Annotated in this window: 15 protein-coding genes; 9 read left to right on the top strand and 6 right to left on the bottom strand. The window is 50.6% G+C overall.

What is annotated here, in order from left to right; all coding sequences use genetic code 11:
• Positions 1-6 precede the first annotated feature (6 nt).
• A complete protein-coding gene (gene aceE, locus CLR69_RS16175) occupies positions 7-2670 on the bottom strand; it encodes a pyruvate dehydrogenase (acetyl-transferring), homodimeric type (protein WP_129706705.1) in 2664 nt (887 codons plus the stop codon).
• Between the two features lie 142 nt (positions 2671-2812).
• Positions 2813-3577, bottom strand: a complete 765-nt coding sequence (gene pdhR / locus CLR69_RS16170; RefSeq protein WP_048262301.1) for a pyruvate dehydrogenase complex transcriptional repressor PdhR — start codon at positions 3575-3577, stop codon at positions 2813-2815.
• A 670-nt stretch (positions 3578-4247) separates the two neighbouring features.
• Between pdhR and CLR69_RS16165 the strand changes: the two genes are divergently transcribed.
• Positions 4248-5606: an amino acid permease gene (locus CLR69_RS16165; protein WP_129706707.1), complete on the top strand. Its 1359-nt coding sequence runs from the start codon at positions 4248-4250 to the stop codon at positions 5604-5606.
• 82 nt (positions 5607-5688) lie between these two features.
• Here CLR69_RS16165 and ampE read toward each other — a convergent pair whose 3' ends face one another.
• Positions 5689-6543 carry a beta-lactamase regulator AmpE gene (ampE, locus tag CLR69_RS16160; protein WP_129706709.1) on the bottom strand — a complete coding sequence of 285 codons (855 nt, stop codon included), beginning with the start codon at positions 6541-6543 and terminating at the stop codon, positions 5689-5691.
• Positions 6540-7115: a 1,6-anhydro-N-acetylmuramyl-L-alanine amidase AmpD gene (gene ampD, locus CLR69_RS16155; protein ID WP_129712208.1), complete on the bottom strand. Its 576-nt coding sequence runs from the start codon at positions 7113-7115 to the stop codon at positions 6540-6542. Before ampD ends, ampE begins: the two co-directional genes overlap by 4 nt.
• Positions 7116-7719: 604 nt before the next feature.
• On the opposite strand from ampD, the gene CLR69_RS16150 reads away from it, so the two are divergent.
• From CLR69_RS16150 to hofC, 5 genes are all read left to right on the top strand, one after another.
• Entirely contained in the window at positions 7720-8580 is an 861-nt protein-coding gene (locus CLR69_RS16150) for a nucleoside-specific channel-forming protein Tsx (protein WP_129712209.1), read from the top strand.
• 144 nt (positions 8581-8724) lie between these two features.
• Positions 8725-9615 (top strand): carboxylating nicotinate-nucleotide diphosphorylase, encoded by an 891-nt coding sequence (gene nadC / locus CLR69_RS16145; RefSeq protein WP_129706715.1) that lies wholly within the window; start codon positions 8725-8727, stop codon positions 9613-9615.
• 309 nt (positions 9616-9924) lie between these two features.
• A complete protein-coding gene (gene ppdD, locus CLR69_RS16140; RefSeq protein ID WP_129706717.1) occupies positions 9925-10371 on the top strand; it encodes a prepilin peptidase-dependent pilin in 447 nt (148 codons plus the stop codon).
• A 2-nt stretch (positions 10372-10373) separates the two neighbouring features.
• On the top strand, positions 10374-11846 hold the full coding sequence (gene gspE, locus CLR69_RS16135) for a type II secretion system protein GspE (protein WP_129706719.1): 1473 nt from the start codon (positions 10374-10376) through the stop codon (positions 11844-11846).
• On the top strand, positions 11843-13048 hold the full coding sequence (gene hofC / locus CLR69_RS16130; protein WP_129712210.1) for a protein transport protein HofC: 1206 nt from the start codon (positions 11843-11845) through the stop codon (positions 13046-13048). The genes gspE and hofC overlap by 4 nt, the downstream gene beginning before the upstream one ends.
• An 84-nt stretch (positions 13049-13132) precedes the next feature.
• On the opposite strand, the gene CLR69_RS16125 is transcribed toward hofC, so the two are convergent.
• Positions 13133-14173 carry a GMP reductase gene (locus CLR69_RS16125; protein WP_129706723.1) on the bottom strand — a complete coding sequence of 347 codons (1041 nt, stop codon included), beginning with the start codon at positions 14171-14173 and terminating at the stop codon, positions 13133-13135.
• Between the two features lie 416 nt (positions 14174-14589).
• On the opposite strand from CLR69_RS16125, the gene coaE reads away from it, so the two are divergent.
• The 3 genes from coaE to yacG are packed head-to-tail and all read left to right on the top strand — an operon-like array spanning position 14590 to position 16212.
• Positions 14590-15216, top strand: coding sequence for a dephospho-CoA kinase (gene coaE, locus CLR69_RS16120; RefSeq protein WP_129706725.1), 627 nt, complete (start codon positions 14590-14592; stop codon positions 15214-15216).
• The gene (gene zapD / locus CLR69_RS16115; protein ID WP_129706727.1) at positions 15209-15961 is read left to right on the top strand and encodes a cell division protein ZapD; all 753 of its coding nucleotides are present in this window, start codon (positions 15209-15211) and stop codon (positions 15959-15961) included. The genes coaE and zapD overlap by 8 nt, the downstream gene beginning before the upstream one ends.
• A 56-nt stretch (positions 15962-16017) precedes the next feature.
• On the top strand, positions 16018-16212 hold the full coding sequence (gene yacG, locus CLR69_RS16110; protein WP_039305782.1) for a DNA gyrase inhibitor YacG: 195 nt from the start codon (positions 16018-16020) through the stop codon (positions 16210-16212).
• A gap of 44 nt (positions 16213-16256) precedes the next feature.
• Here the strand turns inward: yacG and mutT are convergent, their stop codons facing one another.
• Positions 16257-16652 (bottom strand): 8-oxo-dGTP diphosphatase MutT, encoded by a 396-nt coding sequence (gene mutT / locus CLR69_RS16105; RefSeq protein ID WP_129712211.1) that lies wholly within the window; start codon positions 16650-16652, stop codon positions 16257-16259.
• Positions 16653-16707: the final 55 nt, after the last annotated feature.

The raw sequence follows: 16707 nt of genomic DNA, 5'->3' as shown, positions 1-16707 counted from the left end.
TACCTCTTATGCCAGACGCGGGTTAACTTTATCTGCATCGATGTTGAATTTAGTGATGGCATCTGCAACCACTTTCTTATCGATTTCACCGCGTTTAGCCAGTTCACCCAGAGCCGCAACCACGACGTAAGACGCATCCACTTCGAAGTGGTGACGCAGGTTCTCACGGCTGTCAGAACGACCGAAACCGTCAGTACCCAGTACGCGGTAATCGCTAGCTGGGATGAAGTTACGGATTTGCTCAGCAAACAGCTTCATGTAGTCAGTAGATGCAACCGCTGGCGCATCGCTCAGTACCTGAGCCACGAATGGTACGCGCGGCGTTTCAGTCGGATGCAGCATGTTCCAACGCTCACAATCCTGGCCTTCGCGTGCCAGTTCAGTGAAGGACGTTACGCTGAATACGTCAGAACCAATGCCGTAGTCTTTCGCCAGAATCTGAGCCGCTTCACGTACGTGACGCAGGATAGAACCAGAGCCCAGCAGTTGAACTTTACCTTTGCTACCGTCAACCGTTTCCAGCTTGTAGATACCCTTACGGATACCTTCTTCCGCACCCTGCGGCATCGCAGGCATGTGGTAGTTTTCATTCAGCGTGGTGATGTAGTAGTAAATGTTCTCTTGCGCTTCGCCGTACATACGGTGCAGACCATCATGCATGATTACCGCAACTTCATAGGCAAATGCCGGATCGTAAGAGATACAGTTCGGGATGGTCAGAGACTGAATGTGGCTGTGGCCATCTTCGTGCTGCAGACCTTCACCGTTCAGCGTTGTACGACCTGAAGTACCACCGATCAGGAAGCCACGAGCCTGTTGGTCACCCGCTGCCCAGCACAGGTCGCCGATACGTTGGAAACCGAACATGGAGTAGTAGATGTAGAACGGGATCATCGGCAGGTTGTTGGTGCTGTAAGACGTTGCCGCCGCCAGCCAGGAAGAACCTGCACCCAGTTCGTTGATACCTTCCTGCAGGATCTGACCTTTCTGGTCTTCTTTGTAGTAAGCAACCTGCTCACGGTCCTGCGGGGTGTACTGCTGGCCTTTCGGGCTATAAATACCGATCTGGCGGAACAGACCTTCCATACCGAAGGTACGCGCTTCGTCAGCGATAATCGGAACCAGACGATCTTTGATAGATTGGTTCTTCAGCATCACGTTCAGGGCACGTACAAACGCGATAGTGGTAGAGATTTCTTTGTTCTGCTCTTCCAGCAGGCTGCTGAAATCTTCCAGCGTTGGCAGTTCCAGCTTCTCATCAAAGTTCGGCTGACGAGACGGCAGGTAACCACCCAGTGCCTGACGACGTTCGTGCAGGTACTTGTACTCTTCGGAATCTTTATCGAAGGTGATGTACGGCAGTTGTTCGATGTTTTCATCACTAACTGGCACATTGAAGCGGTCGCGGAAATAGCGCACGCCATCCATGTTAACTTTCTTAACCTGGTGAGCGATGTTCTTACCTTCCGCCGCGTCGCCCATACCATAACCTTTAATGGTATGCGCCAGAATAACGGTTGGTTTGCCTTTGGTGTCCTGCGCTTTTTTCAGTGCAGCGTAGACTTTCTTCGGATCGTGACCACCACGGTTCAGTGACCAAATCTGATCGTCGCTCCAGTCTTTAACCAGTGCGGCTGTCTCCGGGTATTTACCGAAGAAGTGCTCACGCACATAGGCACCATTTTTGGATTTGAAGGTCTGGTAGTCACCGTCAACGGTTTCTTCCATCAGTTGGATCAGTTTACCGCTGGTGTCTTTACGCAGCAGTTCGTCCCAACGGTCACCCCACATCACTTTGATCACATCCCAGCCAGCGCCGCTGAAGATGCCTTCCAGTTCGTTGATGATCTTACCATTACCAGTAACCGGACCATCCAAACGTTGCAGGTTACAGTTGATAACGAACACCAGGTTGTCCAGTTTTTCACGGGTCGCGATGGTGATCGCACCCTTGGATTCTGGCTCGTCCATTTCACCGTCGCCCAAGAAAGCATAAACGGTTTGCTTAGAGGTATCTTTCAGACCGCGGTTTTCCAGATACTTCAGGAATTTAGCCTGGTAGATAGCACCAATCGGTCCCAGACCCATAGATACGGTCGGGAACTGCCAGAAGTTCGGCATCAGTTTCGGGTGCGGATAAGAAGACAGACCGTTACCGTGAACTTCCTGACGGAAGTTGTTCATCTGGTCTTCGGTCAGGCGGCCTTCAAGGAAGGCACGAGCGTAAACGCCCGGAGAAATGTGGCCCTGGAAGTAGACCAGATCGCCGCCGTCCTGCTCAGTGCGGGCACGGAAGAAGTGGTTAAAGCACACTTCATAGAAAGTGGCGGAAGACTGGAAAGAAGCCATGTGGCCCCCCAGATCCAGATCTTTTTTCGAAGCGCGCAGCACTGTCATGATCGCGTTCCAGCGGATTGCTGAGCGAATACGACGTTCCAGATCCAGATTACCAGGGTACTCCGGTTCGTCTTCCACTGCGATGGTGTTGATATATTGACGTGCAGCCGTACCAGCAGCAACGCTGACACCGCCTTTACGTGCTTCACCCAGAACCTGATCTATCAGGAACTGAGCGCGCTCAACACCCTCTTCACGGATGACCGATTCGATCGCCTGCAGCCAGTCGCGGGTTTCGATCGGATCCACGTCATTATTTAAACGATCTGACATGGTTATTCCTTATCTTATCTAATCAGTTAGTTTATTGGAGCCTGTCTTCCTGCATTCTGACCTGGGTTTCACCATAAGCAAAACGCATGAAGACAGGCTCATCGTCGTCATTATCGCATTCAGAGCCCCAAAGTACGGATGCTCAATCCTTGCGTTGCTGGAGCCGACGCAGCGATCTCTCGCGCCGACTATGTTCCCGGTTAAGATCCAGCAATACTTCCTCAATAAACGCCAGATGGCGGTGTGATGCTTCGCGCGCCTTTTCTGGCTCACGGGCAACAATCGCCTCAAAAATGCTGGCGCGATGAATGCTAACCTGAGCCAGCACTTCACGGCTCAAATAAAGCAATTCAAAATTCTGTCTCACGTTCTGTTCGAGCATCGGCCCCATACAGCGCACCAAATGCAACAAAACCACATTATGCGTGGCTTCTGTTACAGCAACCTGATACTGCATAACGGCTTCTGACTCGGCGTCCAGATCGCCCGCTTCCCTCGCCTTCTCAATCACGGCATGACAATCCCGGATACGCTGCAAATCCGACTCTGTGCCACGCAACGCAGCATAGTAGGCAGCAATGCCTTCCAGCGCATGACGCGTTTCCAGAAGATCGAACTGTGATTCGGGATGTGTGCTCAGTAATTCTGCCAGCGGATCGCTGACGCTTTGCCATAGATTGGCTTGAACGAAGGTACCACCACCCTGACGGCGCAAAAGTAAACCTTTGGCTTCCAGGCGTTGAATGGCTTCTCTCAGAGAAGGGCGGGAAACATCAAACTGTTTTGCCAGTTCGCGCTCCGGTGGGAGCTTCTCGCCGGGGCGCAAGGTTCCCTCAAGGATCAGAAACTCCAGCTGCTGCTCAATCACATCTGACAGTTTGGGCTGACGGATCTTGCTGTATGCCATAGTGAATTCTTCTCTGCGAATGGCGCGGAGTCAATTGGTAATACCAATTTCAAAAACGTGACGCTAAAGTAACAAAGTATTCACCTTCTGTCCATAAGGACCTTGAGCTAAATCACCAATCCCACCAGATTTTAACAAATGCACGAGAAACATGCGGCAAAGTGATAGCCCACCTGTGGTATTACCATTAATCCCCCCTGTCTATATTTTAACTTTTTTGAAACGTAAAGCAGGCAGTGCTGAACCGTTTAAATACACAAATAGTGAATTATTATTCAATAAAAAAGGTTTTTTATTCTCATAAAGATAGCGTAATGACCCGTAGCGCCCTATCGGGGTAAGTACCATTTTTACAGCGGGGATAAAGAGATAATAAAAAGGAGTAAGCCTAAAGGGGTAGCACCTCTCAAATTCCCCACGGGTTTTTCATCATCAAGGGGTCAATCAAAGATTGATAAAAATTTTGATGTGGCGATAGTTTTTAATTATCAGGCTATAAGAAATCAGTGCAATCTTGCGCACTTACCACTATTCTCTGGCAAACGGTAGATGTTTCATTATTTAAAGAAACACTACCGCGTAAAAATAAAATTACACAAACGTACAGTCATTAATACGCGTGTTCGTTCACACCGTGTTTTTTACTTGCACTGGCAGAGGGTTAAATTTGATGGATAATCAACAAACGGACGGCACGCTAAAGCGTGGTTTGAAAAACCGTCATATTCAGTTGATTGCCTTGGGTGGCGCGGTAGGTACTGGCCTCTTTCTTGGTATTGCACAGACAATCAAAATGGCGGGGCCATCGGTCCTGTTGGGCTATGCGATTGGCGGTTTGATCGCGTTCCTCATTATGCGCCAATTGGGCGAGATGGTAGTGGAAGAGCCAGTGGCCGGATCGTTCAGCCACTTTGCTTATAAATACTGGGGCGACTTTGCTGGATTCGCATCTGGATGGAACTACTGGGTGCTGTATGTTCTGGTCGCCATGGCAGAACTCAGCGCCGTGGGGATTTACGTCCAGTACTGGTGGCCAGACATTCCGACGTGGGTGTCCGCAGCTGTGTTTTTCCTACTGATTAACGCCATCAATCTGGCGAACGTCAAAGTCTACGGTGAGATGGAGTTCTGGTTTGCCATCATCAAAGTCGCCGCGATTATTGGTATGATCGTCTTTGGCGGCTGGCTGCTGATCAGCGGTACAGGCGGACCGGAAGCAACCGTAACTAACCTGTGGGCACAAGGTGGGTTCTTCCCGAATGGCGGTCTCGGCCTGCTCATGGCGATGGCCGTTATCATGTTCTCATTTGGTGGCCTGGAACTCGTCGGGATTACCGCAGCAGAAGCGGATAACCCAGAGAAGAGCATTCCACGCGCGACCAATCAGGTTATCTACCGCATTCTGATTTTCTATATCGGCTCACTCGCAATTTTGCTGTCACTGTATCCGTGGGGCAAAGTTGTAGAAGGTGGTAGCCCGTTCGTTATGATCTTCCACGAACTGAACAGCAACGTTGTAGCTACGGTGCTGAACATCGTGGTACTAACCGCGGCGCTATCGGTTTACAACAGCTGTGTTTATTGCAACAGCCGCATGCTGTTCGGTCTGGCAAAACAGGGGAATGGACCGAAAGTACTGGAAACCGTCGATAGCCGTGGCGTACCGGTTGTCGCTATCGGCATCTCCGCGCTGGCAACGGCGCTGTGTGTACTGATCAACTACCTTATCCCCGGCAAAGCGTTCGAGCTATTAATGGCGCTGGTCGTGTCAGCTCTCGTGATTAACTGGGCGATGATCAGTCTGGCTCACCTGAAATTCCGTGCGCAGAAGGATAAAGAAGGTACGGTGACCAAGTTTAAAGCGCTGCTTTATCCGCTGGGTAACTATATCTGCCTACTGTTCCTCGCCGGAATTTTGGTCATTATGTTCCTGACGCCGGGCATTCAGATTTCCGTCATGCTGATCCCAGTCTGGCTGATTATTCTGGGCGTCGGCTACTTTATCAAAAAGAAAAATCAGGTGAAGTAAGCCTCAGCGTTCATGCTATATCCTTTTCGATTCTATGGCCGACCTTGTCGGCCATTATTTTTCTGCCAATACATAGCAAACATCAGACCAGCGCACCGTATATCGTTAAGAGTGCGACCACTACCACCAGCACCAGCGTCACCTTTTTCGCCAGCGTCACGGCGGCTTTCGGCGTTTCTACGGGTTCAATGTGGGATTCACGCGCCAGAGAAAATTGAGCCAGTTGAGTTAACACCCAGTATTGTGAACTGCGGGAATCCCCCAACGACGCGAACCATGCTGGCAGCGCTTTTTCACCATGCCCCAACAGCGCGTAAGCCGCACCGGCTAAACGAGTGGGAATCCAGTCAAGCCAATGCAGCAAGCTATCAACGCCGGACTGCGCACGTTCCAGCGGCGTGTTGTGCCGCGCCAGCCAGGTCTGTCTGGCACGTAAAAATGCGTATCCCATCAGCGCAATTGGCCCGTAGGGCCCAGCCGCGACGAACCAAAAGAGCGGTGCTAAATAAAATCGGAAATTTATCCATAGCAACGCGTTTTGCAATTCTTTCAATTGCTCACTTTCATTCGAGCCAACGGGCAGACCATGGATCAATGCCAGTTCCGCCGCCATTTCCCGACTGGCATCCGCTTCACCGCGCTGCGCCGCTTGTAAATAGCGCCGATAGTGCTGGCGGATTTCACCTGCGCCAATGCACATCAGGCTGATGACAATCCACAGTAAAAGGGAAACCAGACCAAACAGAATGCCGCTCGTTAGCCATAGCAATCCAGCCACCACGCCCATACTGCATAGCGTCAGGAACAGCGTCTGAAATAAAGACGGAGACGGCACATGCCGGAATACCACCTCCAGCCGGTGGTCGATCTGCCAGTGCTCCCCCTGTTTGAACAACCGTTCCCAGGCCAGCGTAAGCAACAGTGTAAACAGCGTCATTGGTCTAGGCTCCCTTTATTCTCTGTCCAGTCTTCTTGTAGCAGACGATGATAGCCGTCCCAGTCAAATGCCGGACCGGGATCGGTTTTACGACCCGGAGCGATATCGCTATGTCCGGTAATTCGCGACGGCGTGATGGGATAAGCCCGCATTAGTAGGCGTGTAATCGCAGCCAGCGAGTGATATTGCTCTGTGGTAAAAGGCAGCGTATCCGTTCCTTCCAGTTCGATACCAATAGAGAAATCATTACACCGCTCGCGGCCTTCAAACACCGAAACACCAGCATGCCAGGCGCGCTGATCGAAAGAGACATACTGTATGGTTTGCCCATCGCGGCGAATCAGGCAGTGTGCCGCTACGCGTAAATGAGAAATATCGGCGAAATAGGGGTGCGCAGTAGGATCCAAAGTAGCCGTAAACAGCTGATCAATATACGGACCGCCAAACTCACCGGGAGGCAAACTGATATTATGAATCACCAGTAAGGAAGGCACCTCGTTATTTGGGCGGCCATCATAATGTGGTGAAGGCGTGTGTGTAATGTCGGATAACCAGCCATTTTCCAAAAGCATCGGCGATAACCTCGCATCGTATCGTTAGCCGGCTGAATCAGGCGAAAAATCAATTATACCCGTAATACTTCAAGCTGCATGTGCGTTGGCTGCGCTACTCGGCCCACTTATGTGGGCTTCGCCCCGTTGGGGCCGCTGCAAGCAGCGTTCAAATCTGCCTCTGGCAGATTTGTCACTCACCCGAATCACTGACCTGAGTAAGCTCATCGGGATTCCCTCTTTTGCCGCCTTCCTGCAACTCGAATTATTTGGGGTATAGAACCAAAAATCCTTGTATTCAAGATACCATGTTTCACACAACCCTATCTATCCAACTGGGTATCAATAGGTTTTACCATTCGTTTTACGATGTTTTCGCTGTTTTCCCCATCAGTATTCAATCTCTACATCCTTTTTAGCAACGTAAAATCCCCAACACCATTACGTGATAAAAATCACATTACAAATGTAATATTGCAATAAAAGGCAATCGTTTTCGTGCATTGCGTCTATTTTTACTTAAAATGTATGACAAAATTATCTTCTGATTTTTTTAGATATTACCAAAACTTATTTTGCGGTCTTACGCACGACGTAAATAACGTCTAACTATATGGTACTCAACATGAAAAAAACTTTCGCTGCGGGTGCTTTGCTCGCACTGTCATGCTCAATGCCTGCACTTGCCGACAGCAATAAAGCCGAATACTTGTCTGACTGGTGGCACCAGAGCGTTAACGTCGTCGGCAGCGCCCACACTCGCTTTGGACCGCAACTGAGCAGCACGACCTATCTGGAATATGAGGCGTTCGCACGTAAAGACTGGTTCGATTTCTACGGCTACGCCGATGCGCCTAAATTTTTCGGTGGCGATCCTGGCAGCCGCGGCATTTGGAACAAAGGCTCTTCGCTATTTGTCGAGATCGAACCGCGCTTTTCTATTGATAAACTGACGGGATCAGACCTCAGCTTTGGTCCGTTTAAAGAGTGGTACATCGCCAATAACGTTATCTACGATCAGGGCCGCAATAGTGGTTCACGCCAGAGCACCTGGTATATGGGCTTAGGCACCGATATTGATACCGGAACCGATCTGGCCCTCTCACTGAATGGCTATGCCAAATACCAATGGCAGAACTACGGCGCTGCGAACGAAAACGAGTGGGACGGCTACCGCGTAAAAGTAAAATACTCTTACCCGCTGGGCTCTCTGATGGGCGGCAACGTCTCGTATATCAGCTTCACCAATTTCGATTTCGGTTCAGAACTGCGTGATAAATCGAATTCAAGCCGTACTAATAACTCCATTGCTTCCAGCCATATTTTGGCGTTGGGCTACGACCACTGGCACTACTCTTTCGTCGCACGTTATTTCCACAATGGCGGCCAATGGGCTGATGGCACAGAACTCAATTTCGGCAAAGGCCCGTTTGAAGTGAAATCTACCGGCTGGGGCTACTATCTGGTCGTCGGTTACAACTTCTAAAATCACGTCCCCTTTCCGGCGTTCACGGATGTTCGCCGGAAGGTTAATAACAGTAATACACTGAATTACAACAATTAGTCATTCTGGATGTCCTGATATAAACAAGGTAGCATAGACCTCCGAATCCCCCTTCGGAGTTTTGTCATGTCAACGCGTCGCTACAGTCAGGAACAACGCCAACAAGCCTTGCTTGCTCGTATTGCACAAGATATCCCCGCCAGCGTGCAACTGGCCTTGCGTGAAGATTTAGGTGGCATCGTCGATGCCAATCAAGATATTACCGCGCTTCTGTTACCCGACAACGAGATCGTCAGCGCGCGTATTATCACGCGTGAAGCGGGTATCTTCTGCGGTACGCGCTGGCTTGAAGAAGTCTTTTCTCAATTAGGCAACACGACAACGATAGTCTGGCACGTCGCCGATGGCGAAGCCATCACTCCCAACCAAACGTTGTGTGACATTACAGGGCCAGCCAAACAGCTCCTAACGGGTGAGCGTACTGCGCTGAATTTCCTGCAAACACTCTCTGCCGTCGCAACCGAAACCAGCCGCTATGTTGCCGTATTGCAGGGAACGCGAACCCGGTTGCTGGATACGCGCAAGACGCTGCCAGGGCTAAGAACCGCACTGAAATACGCAGTATCCTGCGGCGGCGGAGACAACCATCGGCTCGGTTTATCCGATGCTTTCCTGATCAAGGAAAACCATATTATCGCCGCTGGCTCAATCAAAAATGCGGTAGAAAAAGCGCAGGTTTTACGCAGTGATGTTCCGGTTGAAGTTGAAGTCGAATCGCTGGATGAATTACAACAGGCATTGGATGCTGGCGCAGATATCATCATGCTGGATAATTTCAGTCTGGATAACATCCGGGAAGCCGTTGGCTTAACGCAGGGACGTGCGCTGCTGGAGATATCTGGCAATGTCACTCTGGACACGCTGCGTGGCTATGCGGAAACAGGCGTGGACTATATTTCGGTGGGGGCGTTAACCAAGCACGTACAGGCACTGGATTTATCCATGCGCTTTATCTAATTGCTTCTCTATTTCTCCCGACGAGGTGCCATTTCGCACCTCGTTTGTATTTCTTCATCCCATCCTCCCCATAACATCGCAACAATACGATCTTCCTGTTCCGTACGGACTTTCTGTCCTGATAATGTGAACAATGCGTACCTGCTCCCAAAAAACCTTCAACGTTCTGCAAATATCTAAAAACATGTCGTAGCGCCTTCCTCTTTTGACTTTCCCCACTCGCCAGCTTTCATTCCCTTTTCTATGCTGCCGGCCGTCCGTATGCATTTATGCGCCACCATATTTATGCGCCACAACAGGGAAATCAACATGACAAAACAACAAGGATTCACACTGATTGAGCTGATGATCGTCATTGCGATCGTCGCCATTCTCAGCGCTATCGGCGTCCCCGCTTATCAAGGTTATCTGCAAAAAGCGGCGCTGACGGACATGCTACAAACGATGGTGTCTTATAAAACGCCGGTCGATCTCTGTGGTCTGGAAAATGCCGCTTTTACCGCCTGCAACGCAGGTAATCAGGGAATTCCAGGCAGTAAATCTTCACGCTATGTCAGTGCCGTTAGCGTCACTCAAGGGATAATTACGCTGACAGGGCAATCCACTCTGCAAGGGCTACGCGTTATTCTGACGCCAACCTGGGATACCGAAACTGGCGCTTCACGCTGGACGAAAAACTGTGCCACTGACGGCAGTACAGAGAGCCTGCAATCTGCGTGTCAGGACGTTTTTCGTTTCGATAATACGGCGGGTTAATCATGACTGATTCATCCTTCTCCTCCGAACATACGCTCAGCGAGTTACAGACACTGTGCCGACGTTATCAGGCATTACTGCTTAACCTCGATGAACAAACGCTGTCGGTCGCCGTCACGACGTCCCCGTCTGCGGAGATGATTGCTGCGCTGCGTTTCGCCAGCAATCGCCGAATTATGGTGGAACAATGGCCACAGGCCAGAATGGAGCAACAGCTTAACCCAGTGAATGCCGTTGCCGAGCCCACAGAGACTTACCATACCCGCGTCGAACGTTCCAGCGCCGGGCAACAGGATCAGGATGATGCTTCCCCAGTCGCACAATTTATCCATCAAACGCTGCGCCTCGCCGTTCAGCGTCGCGCTTCTGATATCCACTTTGAGCCGCTACCAGACAGCTATCGCGTGCGGCTACGCATTGACGGTGTGTTGCAGGCAATATCCGCGCCGCCCCCCGAACTGGCAAACCGAATTACCGCGCGGCTGAAAATCATGGGCAAGTTGAACATCGCTGAACGGCGATTGCCACAAGACGGCCAGTTCAGCCTGATGCTGGATCAACAAGCTTACTCATTGCGCATCGCTACCCTTCCCGTGCAACAGGGAGAAAAAGTCGTACTGCGTATTTTACAAACGCACCAGCAAGAACTGGTACTGGATAAACTCGGTCTTAGCGCAAAGGCATTACAACAGGTTATTAGCGTGCTGAGCGCCGCACAGGGCATGCTATTAGTCACCGGCCCCACGGGCAGTGGAAAAACCGTAACGCTTTATAGCGCGATACGCTGGTTAAACGATAGCTGCCGCAATATCTGTAGTGTGGAAGATCCCGTCGAAATTCCTTTAGAGGGAATCAACCAGACGGCGATCAATCCTAAAGCCGAACTGGGATTTGGCAGAATTTTACGTGCGCTGCTACGACAGGACCCAGACATCATTATGATCGGTGAAATCCGCGATACCGAAACCGCAGAAATTGCAGTCAAAGCCGCACAAACCGGCCATCTGGTGATGTCCACGCTGCATACCAATTCTGCCGTAGAAACCCTGACTCGCCTCAGTCATCTAGGTATTCCCGGTTATCTGTTAGCTGCGGCGCTAAAGCTCATCGTCGCACAGCGACTCGTTCGACGATTATGTCCGCACTGTAAAACCCCAGGGGCACCTCTACTCTCACTGCCAAACGACGTATGGCAAGGGCCACTACACCACTGGCAAGCCTGCGGCTGTAGCCACTGTTTCTCTGGCTATTATGGGCGCGTCGCACTCTATGAATTACTCCCCATCACGTCGGATTTTCAGACAGCATTAGCGGGCAACGCCAGCGTAGGGGAATTATCTGCCCTGTCATGCAACTCAGGTTTCCCTACATTGCTGATTGCTGGGCTCGAGCTGGTCAACGATGGCCTAACTTCACTTGGTGAAATCTATCGTGTTGTAGGCGATGAGCACTCAATAAATAAGGAGGCACAATGAAGCTAGAACGCTTATATCGCTGGCAGGCAATGACATCCGAGGGAGGCCTCTCCGAAGGAGAACTTATCAGCACACACCGCAAGCACGTCTATGCCAGCCTGATTGCACAAGGTTACCAACCGCTTCTCGTAAAAGCTGGTCATTACCTGTCACTCCGCTACTGGAAGCGCGAACAGCTAGGAGAATTAATCAAACAGCTTGCTGCCCTGCTACAAGCGGGATTGCCGCTATTGGATGCATTAAAACTGGTGTCGGAACAGCATGAACGCCCCGGCTGGCGCTGTGTATTACGGGACGTTCGTACCCATGTTGCTCAGGGAAGTTCGCTGTCTGAAGCGTTACACGACTATCCTCATATCTTTCCCGTACTGTACCGCTCCCTCATTACCGTCGGCGAATTAACAGGGAAACTAGACAGATGCTGCCTACAGCTAGCGCAACAGCAAGAAAAGCAATCCAGACTGCAGCAGAAAGTCATCAAGGCGCTACGCTATCCCTGCTTTATTTTGGCAATCGCCATGCTGGTCAGCATGCTAATGTTGATTCTGGTTTTACCCGAATTCGCGACACTCTACTCCTCATTTAACGCACCATTACCTTGGTTTACCCAGCAACTGCTCCATCTGGCAGATATCATCGCTGGTTACGGATTCATTGGGTTGCTGGTACTAAGTTGCCTAATACTGGGGTACGCCCGATTGAGGCAGAAAAGGCCATTATGGAAAATCAGAGAACAAGAATGGCTGCTGAAGCTTCCCGTGGTATCCCGCCTGCTACGCGGTAAATCGCTGAGTCAGATATTTAATATTCTGGCAATGACGCAGCATGCTGGCTTGACGCTTCCTGAAGGGCTGGATGCCGCTGCGACGATCCGCCATCCGCTTTATCAGGATGCGATTCAACAGATACAGGAGCAGTTGCATCAGGGCACATCGCTATACCATGCCGTGCAACATCACGCCGCGCTGTTTCCCGCACCTTGCCCGCAGTTGATTCACGTTGGGGAAGAAACCGGTGCATTGGATGCGATCTTTACACAGTTGGCAGAATGGCATGAGGGGCAGGTACAGCAGCAGGCGGATATGCTGGCACAAACGCTGGAGCCATTGCTGATGATGGTCGTCGGGGGAATGGTTGGAGCGCTGGTGATTGGCATGTATTTGCCAATCTTCCAACTGGGGAATGTATTGGCCGGTGCCTGAACCGACCAATACCGCACGGCAATATCTACAAATCAGATCGCCCCACCACTGGTAACAGCGGAAAGATGGAATCTGAAGGCACAACTATCCGTTGAAAATACGATTTTCTTGTTCGGCCACACGGATAAACGTTGTACGTTTCGTCAGCTCCTTCAAGCGGGATGCACCGACATAGGTACAGGCCGAACGTAGGCCGCCAAGAATATCACGTACGGTGTTATTTACCGGACCGCGCAGTGGCAATTTCACGGTTTTTCCTTCTGCGGCACGGTACTCCGCCACGCCACCGACGTGACGCTCCATCGCAGATGCGGAACTCATACCGTAGAACAACATCATTTTCTCACCGTTTTCTTCAACGATGGTTCCTTCACATTCATCATGTCCTGCCAGCATACCGCCCAGCATGACAAAATCAGCTCCACCACCGAATGCTTTCGCGACATCGCCCGGCATAGCACACCCACCGTCGCTCACAATTTGTCCACCGAGACCGTGTGCCGCATCAGCACACTCAATAACAGCAGAAAGTTGAGGATACCCTACGCCCGTTTTAACACGCGTCGTGCAGACAGAACCGGGGCCAATACCGACTTTCACGATATCCGCCCCAGAGAGAATGAGCTCTTCCACCATTTCACCCGTCACCACGTTTCCAGCACAGATGACTTTGTCCGGGCAAGCCTCACGCGCTTTTTGCAGGAACGTGACAAAGTGTTCCGAATACCCATTTGCGACATCGATACAGATAAATTTCAATTCAGACGACAGCGCCAGAATTTGCTTTAACTTGATGAAATCAGCGTCAGATGTCCCAGTCGAAACCATAACATGGCGTAATACCGATTCAGGTGCGCGTTGCACAAACTGTGACCATTGCTCGACAGAATAGTGTTTATGGACAGCCGTCAGAACATCAAAAGAGGCCAGGACTTCCGCCATACTAAACGTACCCACAGTATCCATATTAGCGGCGATAATCGGTACACCAGACCAGTTGCCACCGGCGTGTAGGAAGGTGAATTGACGTTCCAGCTCAACGTCAGAGCGGCTTTTCAGCGTCGAACGCTTTGGCCGGATGAGAACGTCTTTAAAGCCTAACTTTAAATCTTCTTCAATACGCATGAGGTTCGAGTTCCTGGTTAGTGACGGCGGAATGCTCAGTATCGTTACTGGGCAATGCCCTAAATAATTCGAGTTGCAGGCAGGCGGCGACCGCACGAATCCCCAGGAGCTTACTCAAGTAAGTGACTGGGGTGAGTAAGGGAAGCCAACACACATGCAGCTTGAAGTATGACGGGCATAATCATTTCTGAAAAAATAATGCCCTTTACCAGTGACGTTATCATACGCAGGAATAATCCTACGGCAAGACTGCGATTTTCACTTTATTTGGGATAAAATCAGAAAAATTTACCTATCGCCTAACAAGGTGATAGCGTGGAGCAAACTGCGGCTTATGCCTGATTGGCTTCAGGGGATAATAATGTGTTCCTTTCCCTTGAAAATAGTAGAAATGTTAATTTTTCAACACAGGTGCAATGACATACATCGTAGCCTTAACGGGCGGTATCGGCAGCGGGAAAAGCACCGTAGCCGATGAATTTGCCAAACTAGGAACCACTATTGTTGATGCGGATATCCTCGCACGACAGGTAGTCGAGCCTGGGAAACCCGCACTGGATGCCATTAAGCTCCGGTTTGGCGATGTCGTGCTCAATACCGATGGTTCATTGAACCGTGCCGCACTACGTGACCGCATTTTTTCCTCGCCAGAGGAGAAACTGTGGCTGAATAATTTACTCCATCCGTTGATCCATCAGGAAACACAGGCCCAATTTCGAGCCATATCCACGCCATATATTCTGTGGGTCGTCCCTTTACTGGTGGAGAACGGTTTACAGCAGCGAGCACAGCGTATTCTGGTCGTTGATGTAGATAGAGAAACACAGCTTGAACGCACACTGGCCCGCGATGGTATCAGTCTGCAGCAAGCAGAAAACATACTGGCAGCACAGGCAACCCGAGAACAGCGCCTGGCTTATGCCGATGATATTATTGATAACAGTCGCTGCACAAACGAACTGGCTCCACAGGTTGCGGAATTACACCGCCTTTACCTGGAGCTAGCCGCCTCCGCAGCCGACAGGATGGCTAAGAATGAGTGACGCTTCCTCAACGATTTTATTTGAATATCCGCTGAACGAAAAAACACGTACCTGGTTGCGTATCGAATCATTACTGCAGCAGTTGCATCAAAATCATTCCCTGACCGACATGGGGAGCGCCCTGACATTTTTTCGCGCCATCGCCGAGTTGCTTGATGTGCTGGAACGTGGCGATGTGCGTACCGAGTTGCTGAAAGAACTGGAGCGCCAACAGCAAAAACTGCTGCAATGGAGTGATGTGCCAGGCGTCGATATGGAGCGCATCCACTCGCTGCGACGTCAGTTGAAAGATCTATCTAGTACGCTGATGGCAGCGCCACGGATGGGGCAGTTCTTACGAGAAGATCGCCTGATTGGGATGGTACGCCAGCGGCTCGGTATTCCCGGCGGATGTTGTAGTTTCGACTTACCAACGCTACATAGCTGGCTGCATCAGCCTCAGGAACTGCGCGAGAAATTGGTTTCCGGCTGGCTTAGCTCGCTGCTACCACTCAAACAAGCGCTGGATATGATTCTGGAGCTGATCCGCCACTCCGGCACATTCCGACCACAGACCAGTCTGAACGGTTTCTTTCAGGACAATGCCTCGGATGCGGACCTGCTACGTTTGCGCCTTGAACAGGTACATCAGCTCTATCCACAAATATCCGGTCACAAGACTCGCTATGCCATCCGTTTCCTGCCATTAGATAGTGAAAACGGCCATATTCCGCCTCGTTTAACGTTTGAACTGGCCTGCTGCTAGGCTCAGCGCTGATAAACGAAAACGTGTTAAGCACCAAATAGAGTGAAAAGAATTTTATGACAACAGAGATTACGACGGTGAAGTGCCCAACCTGCAAGCAGGCGGTCATCTGGGATGAAAACAGCATCTATCGCCCATTTTGCAGCAAACGTTGTCAGCTCATCGATTTGGGCGAATGGGCTGATGAAGAAAAGCGCATTCCGAGTGATGATATGGTTTCAGACAGTGAAGACTGGAGCGAAACGCGCTAATAGCCGCGTTTCGCGAATAACGAGTACAGACAGGCAAGATTCGATTAAAGCGATTTCAACCAGCGGATCATCTCCGCATTCGCTGGCGGAAACTCTTCCTCACGCAACGCCTCCACGCTCACCCAACGAGATTCCTGCCCTTCTCGGCCATAGGGTTCTCCTTGCCACACTTCAACCAAAAAGAAATGAAGCGTGATGATTCTTTCCGGCGTAGAAAACGTTTTATCGTTTAGCGGCTTGGGGGCGATGGCTTTGATGCCCGTTTCTTCATGCAGTTCACGAATCAGTGCCTGCTCGGGAGTTTCTCCCACTTCAACTTTACCGCCGGGAAACTCCCACATCCCTGCCATATGAACACCATCAGGGCGACGAGCAATGAAATATTGCTGTTCCGTATTACGGATGATGCCCACCGCGACGGATAACTGTTTTTGCGTCATGACAATTCCTATCAGATTCTTATCAAGTAAAAGGCGGTCAATGACCGCCTTTGTA

This window comes from Pectobacterium zantedeschiae (assembly GCF_004137795.1).
Lineage (GTDB): Bacteria > Pseudomonadota > Gammaproteobacteria > Enterobacterales > Enterobacteriaceae > Pectobacterium > Pectobacterium zantedeschiae.
The sequence above is the reverse complement of the archived record's forward strand: the minus strand, read 5'-3'. Positions and strand labels throughout refer to the sequence as shown.

Bases quoted from the DNA above. Each gene is read 5' to 3' on its own strand.
- aceE (WP_129706705.1), bottom strand. From the start codon at position 2,670: ATGTCAGATCGTTTAAATAATGACGTGGATCCGATCGAAACCCGCGAC.
- pdhR (WP_048262301.1), bottom strand. From the start codon at position 3,577: ATGGCATACAGCAAGATCCGTCAGCCCAAACTGTCAGATGTGATTGAG.
- CLR69_RS16165 (WP_129706707.1), top strand. From the start codon at position 4,248: ATGGATAATCAACAAACGGACGGCACGCTAAAGCGTGGTTTGAAAAAC.
- ampE (WP_129706709.1), bottom strand. From the start codon at position 6,543: ATGACGCTGTTTACACTGTTGCTTACGCTGGCCTGGGAACGGTTGTTC.
- ampD (WP_129712208.1), bottom strand. From the start codon at position 7,115: ATGCTTTTGGAAAATGGCTGGTTATCCGACATTACACACACGCCTTCA.
- CLR69_RS16150 (WP_129712209.1), top strand. From the start codon at position 7,720: ATGAAAAAAACTTTCGCTGCGGGTGCTTTGCTCGCACTGTCATGCTCA.
- nadC (WP_129706715.1), top strand. From the start codon at position 8,725: ATGTCAACGCGTCGCTACAGTCAGGAACAACGCCAACAAGCCTTGCTT.
- ppdD (WP_129706717.1), top strand. From the start codon at position 9,925: ATGACAAAACAACAAGGATTCACACTGATTGAGCTGATGATCGTCATT.
- gspE (WP_129706719.1), top strand. From the start codon at position 10,374: ATGACTGATTCATCCTTCTCCTCCGAACATACGCTCAGCGAGTTACAG.
- hofC (WP_129712210.1), top strand. From the start codon at position 11,843: ATGAAGCTAGAACGCTTATATCGCTGGCAGGCAATGACATCCGAGGGA.
- CLR69_RS16125 (WP_129706723.1), bottom strand. From the start codon at position 14,173: ATGCGTATTGAAGAAGATTTAAAGTTAGGCTTTAAAGACGTTCTCATC.
- coaE (WP_129706725.1), top strand. From the start codon at position 14,590: ATGACATACATCGTAGCCTTAACGGGCGGTATCGGCAGCGGGAAAAGC.
- zapD (WP_129706727.1), top strand. From the start codon at position 15,209: ATGAGTGACGCTTCCTCAACGATTTTATTTGAATATCCGCTGAACGAA.
- yacG (WP_039305782.1), top strand. From the start codon at position 16,018: ATGACAACAGAGATTACGACGGTGAAGTGCCCAACCTGCAAGCAGGCG.
- mutT (WP_129712211.1), bottom strand. From the start codon at position 16,652: ATGACGCAAAAACAGTTATCCGTCGCGGTGGGCATCATCCGTAATACG.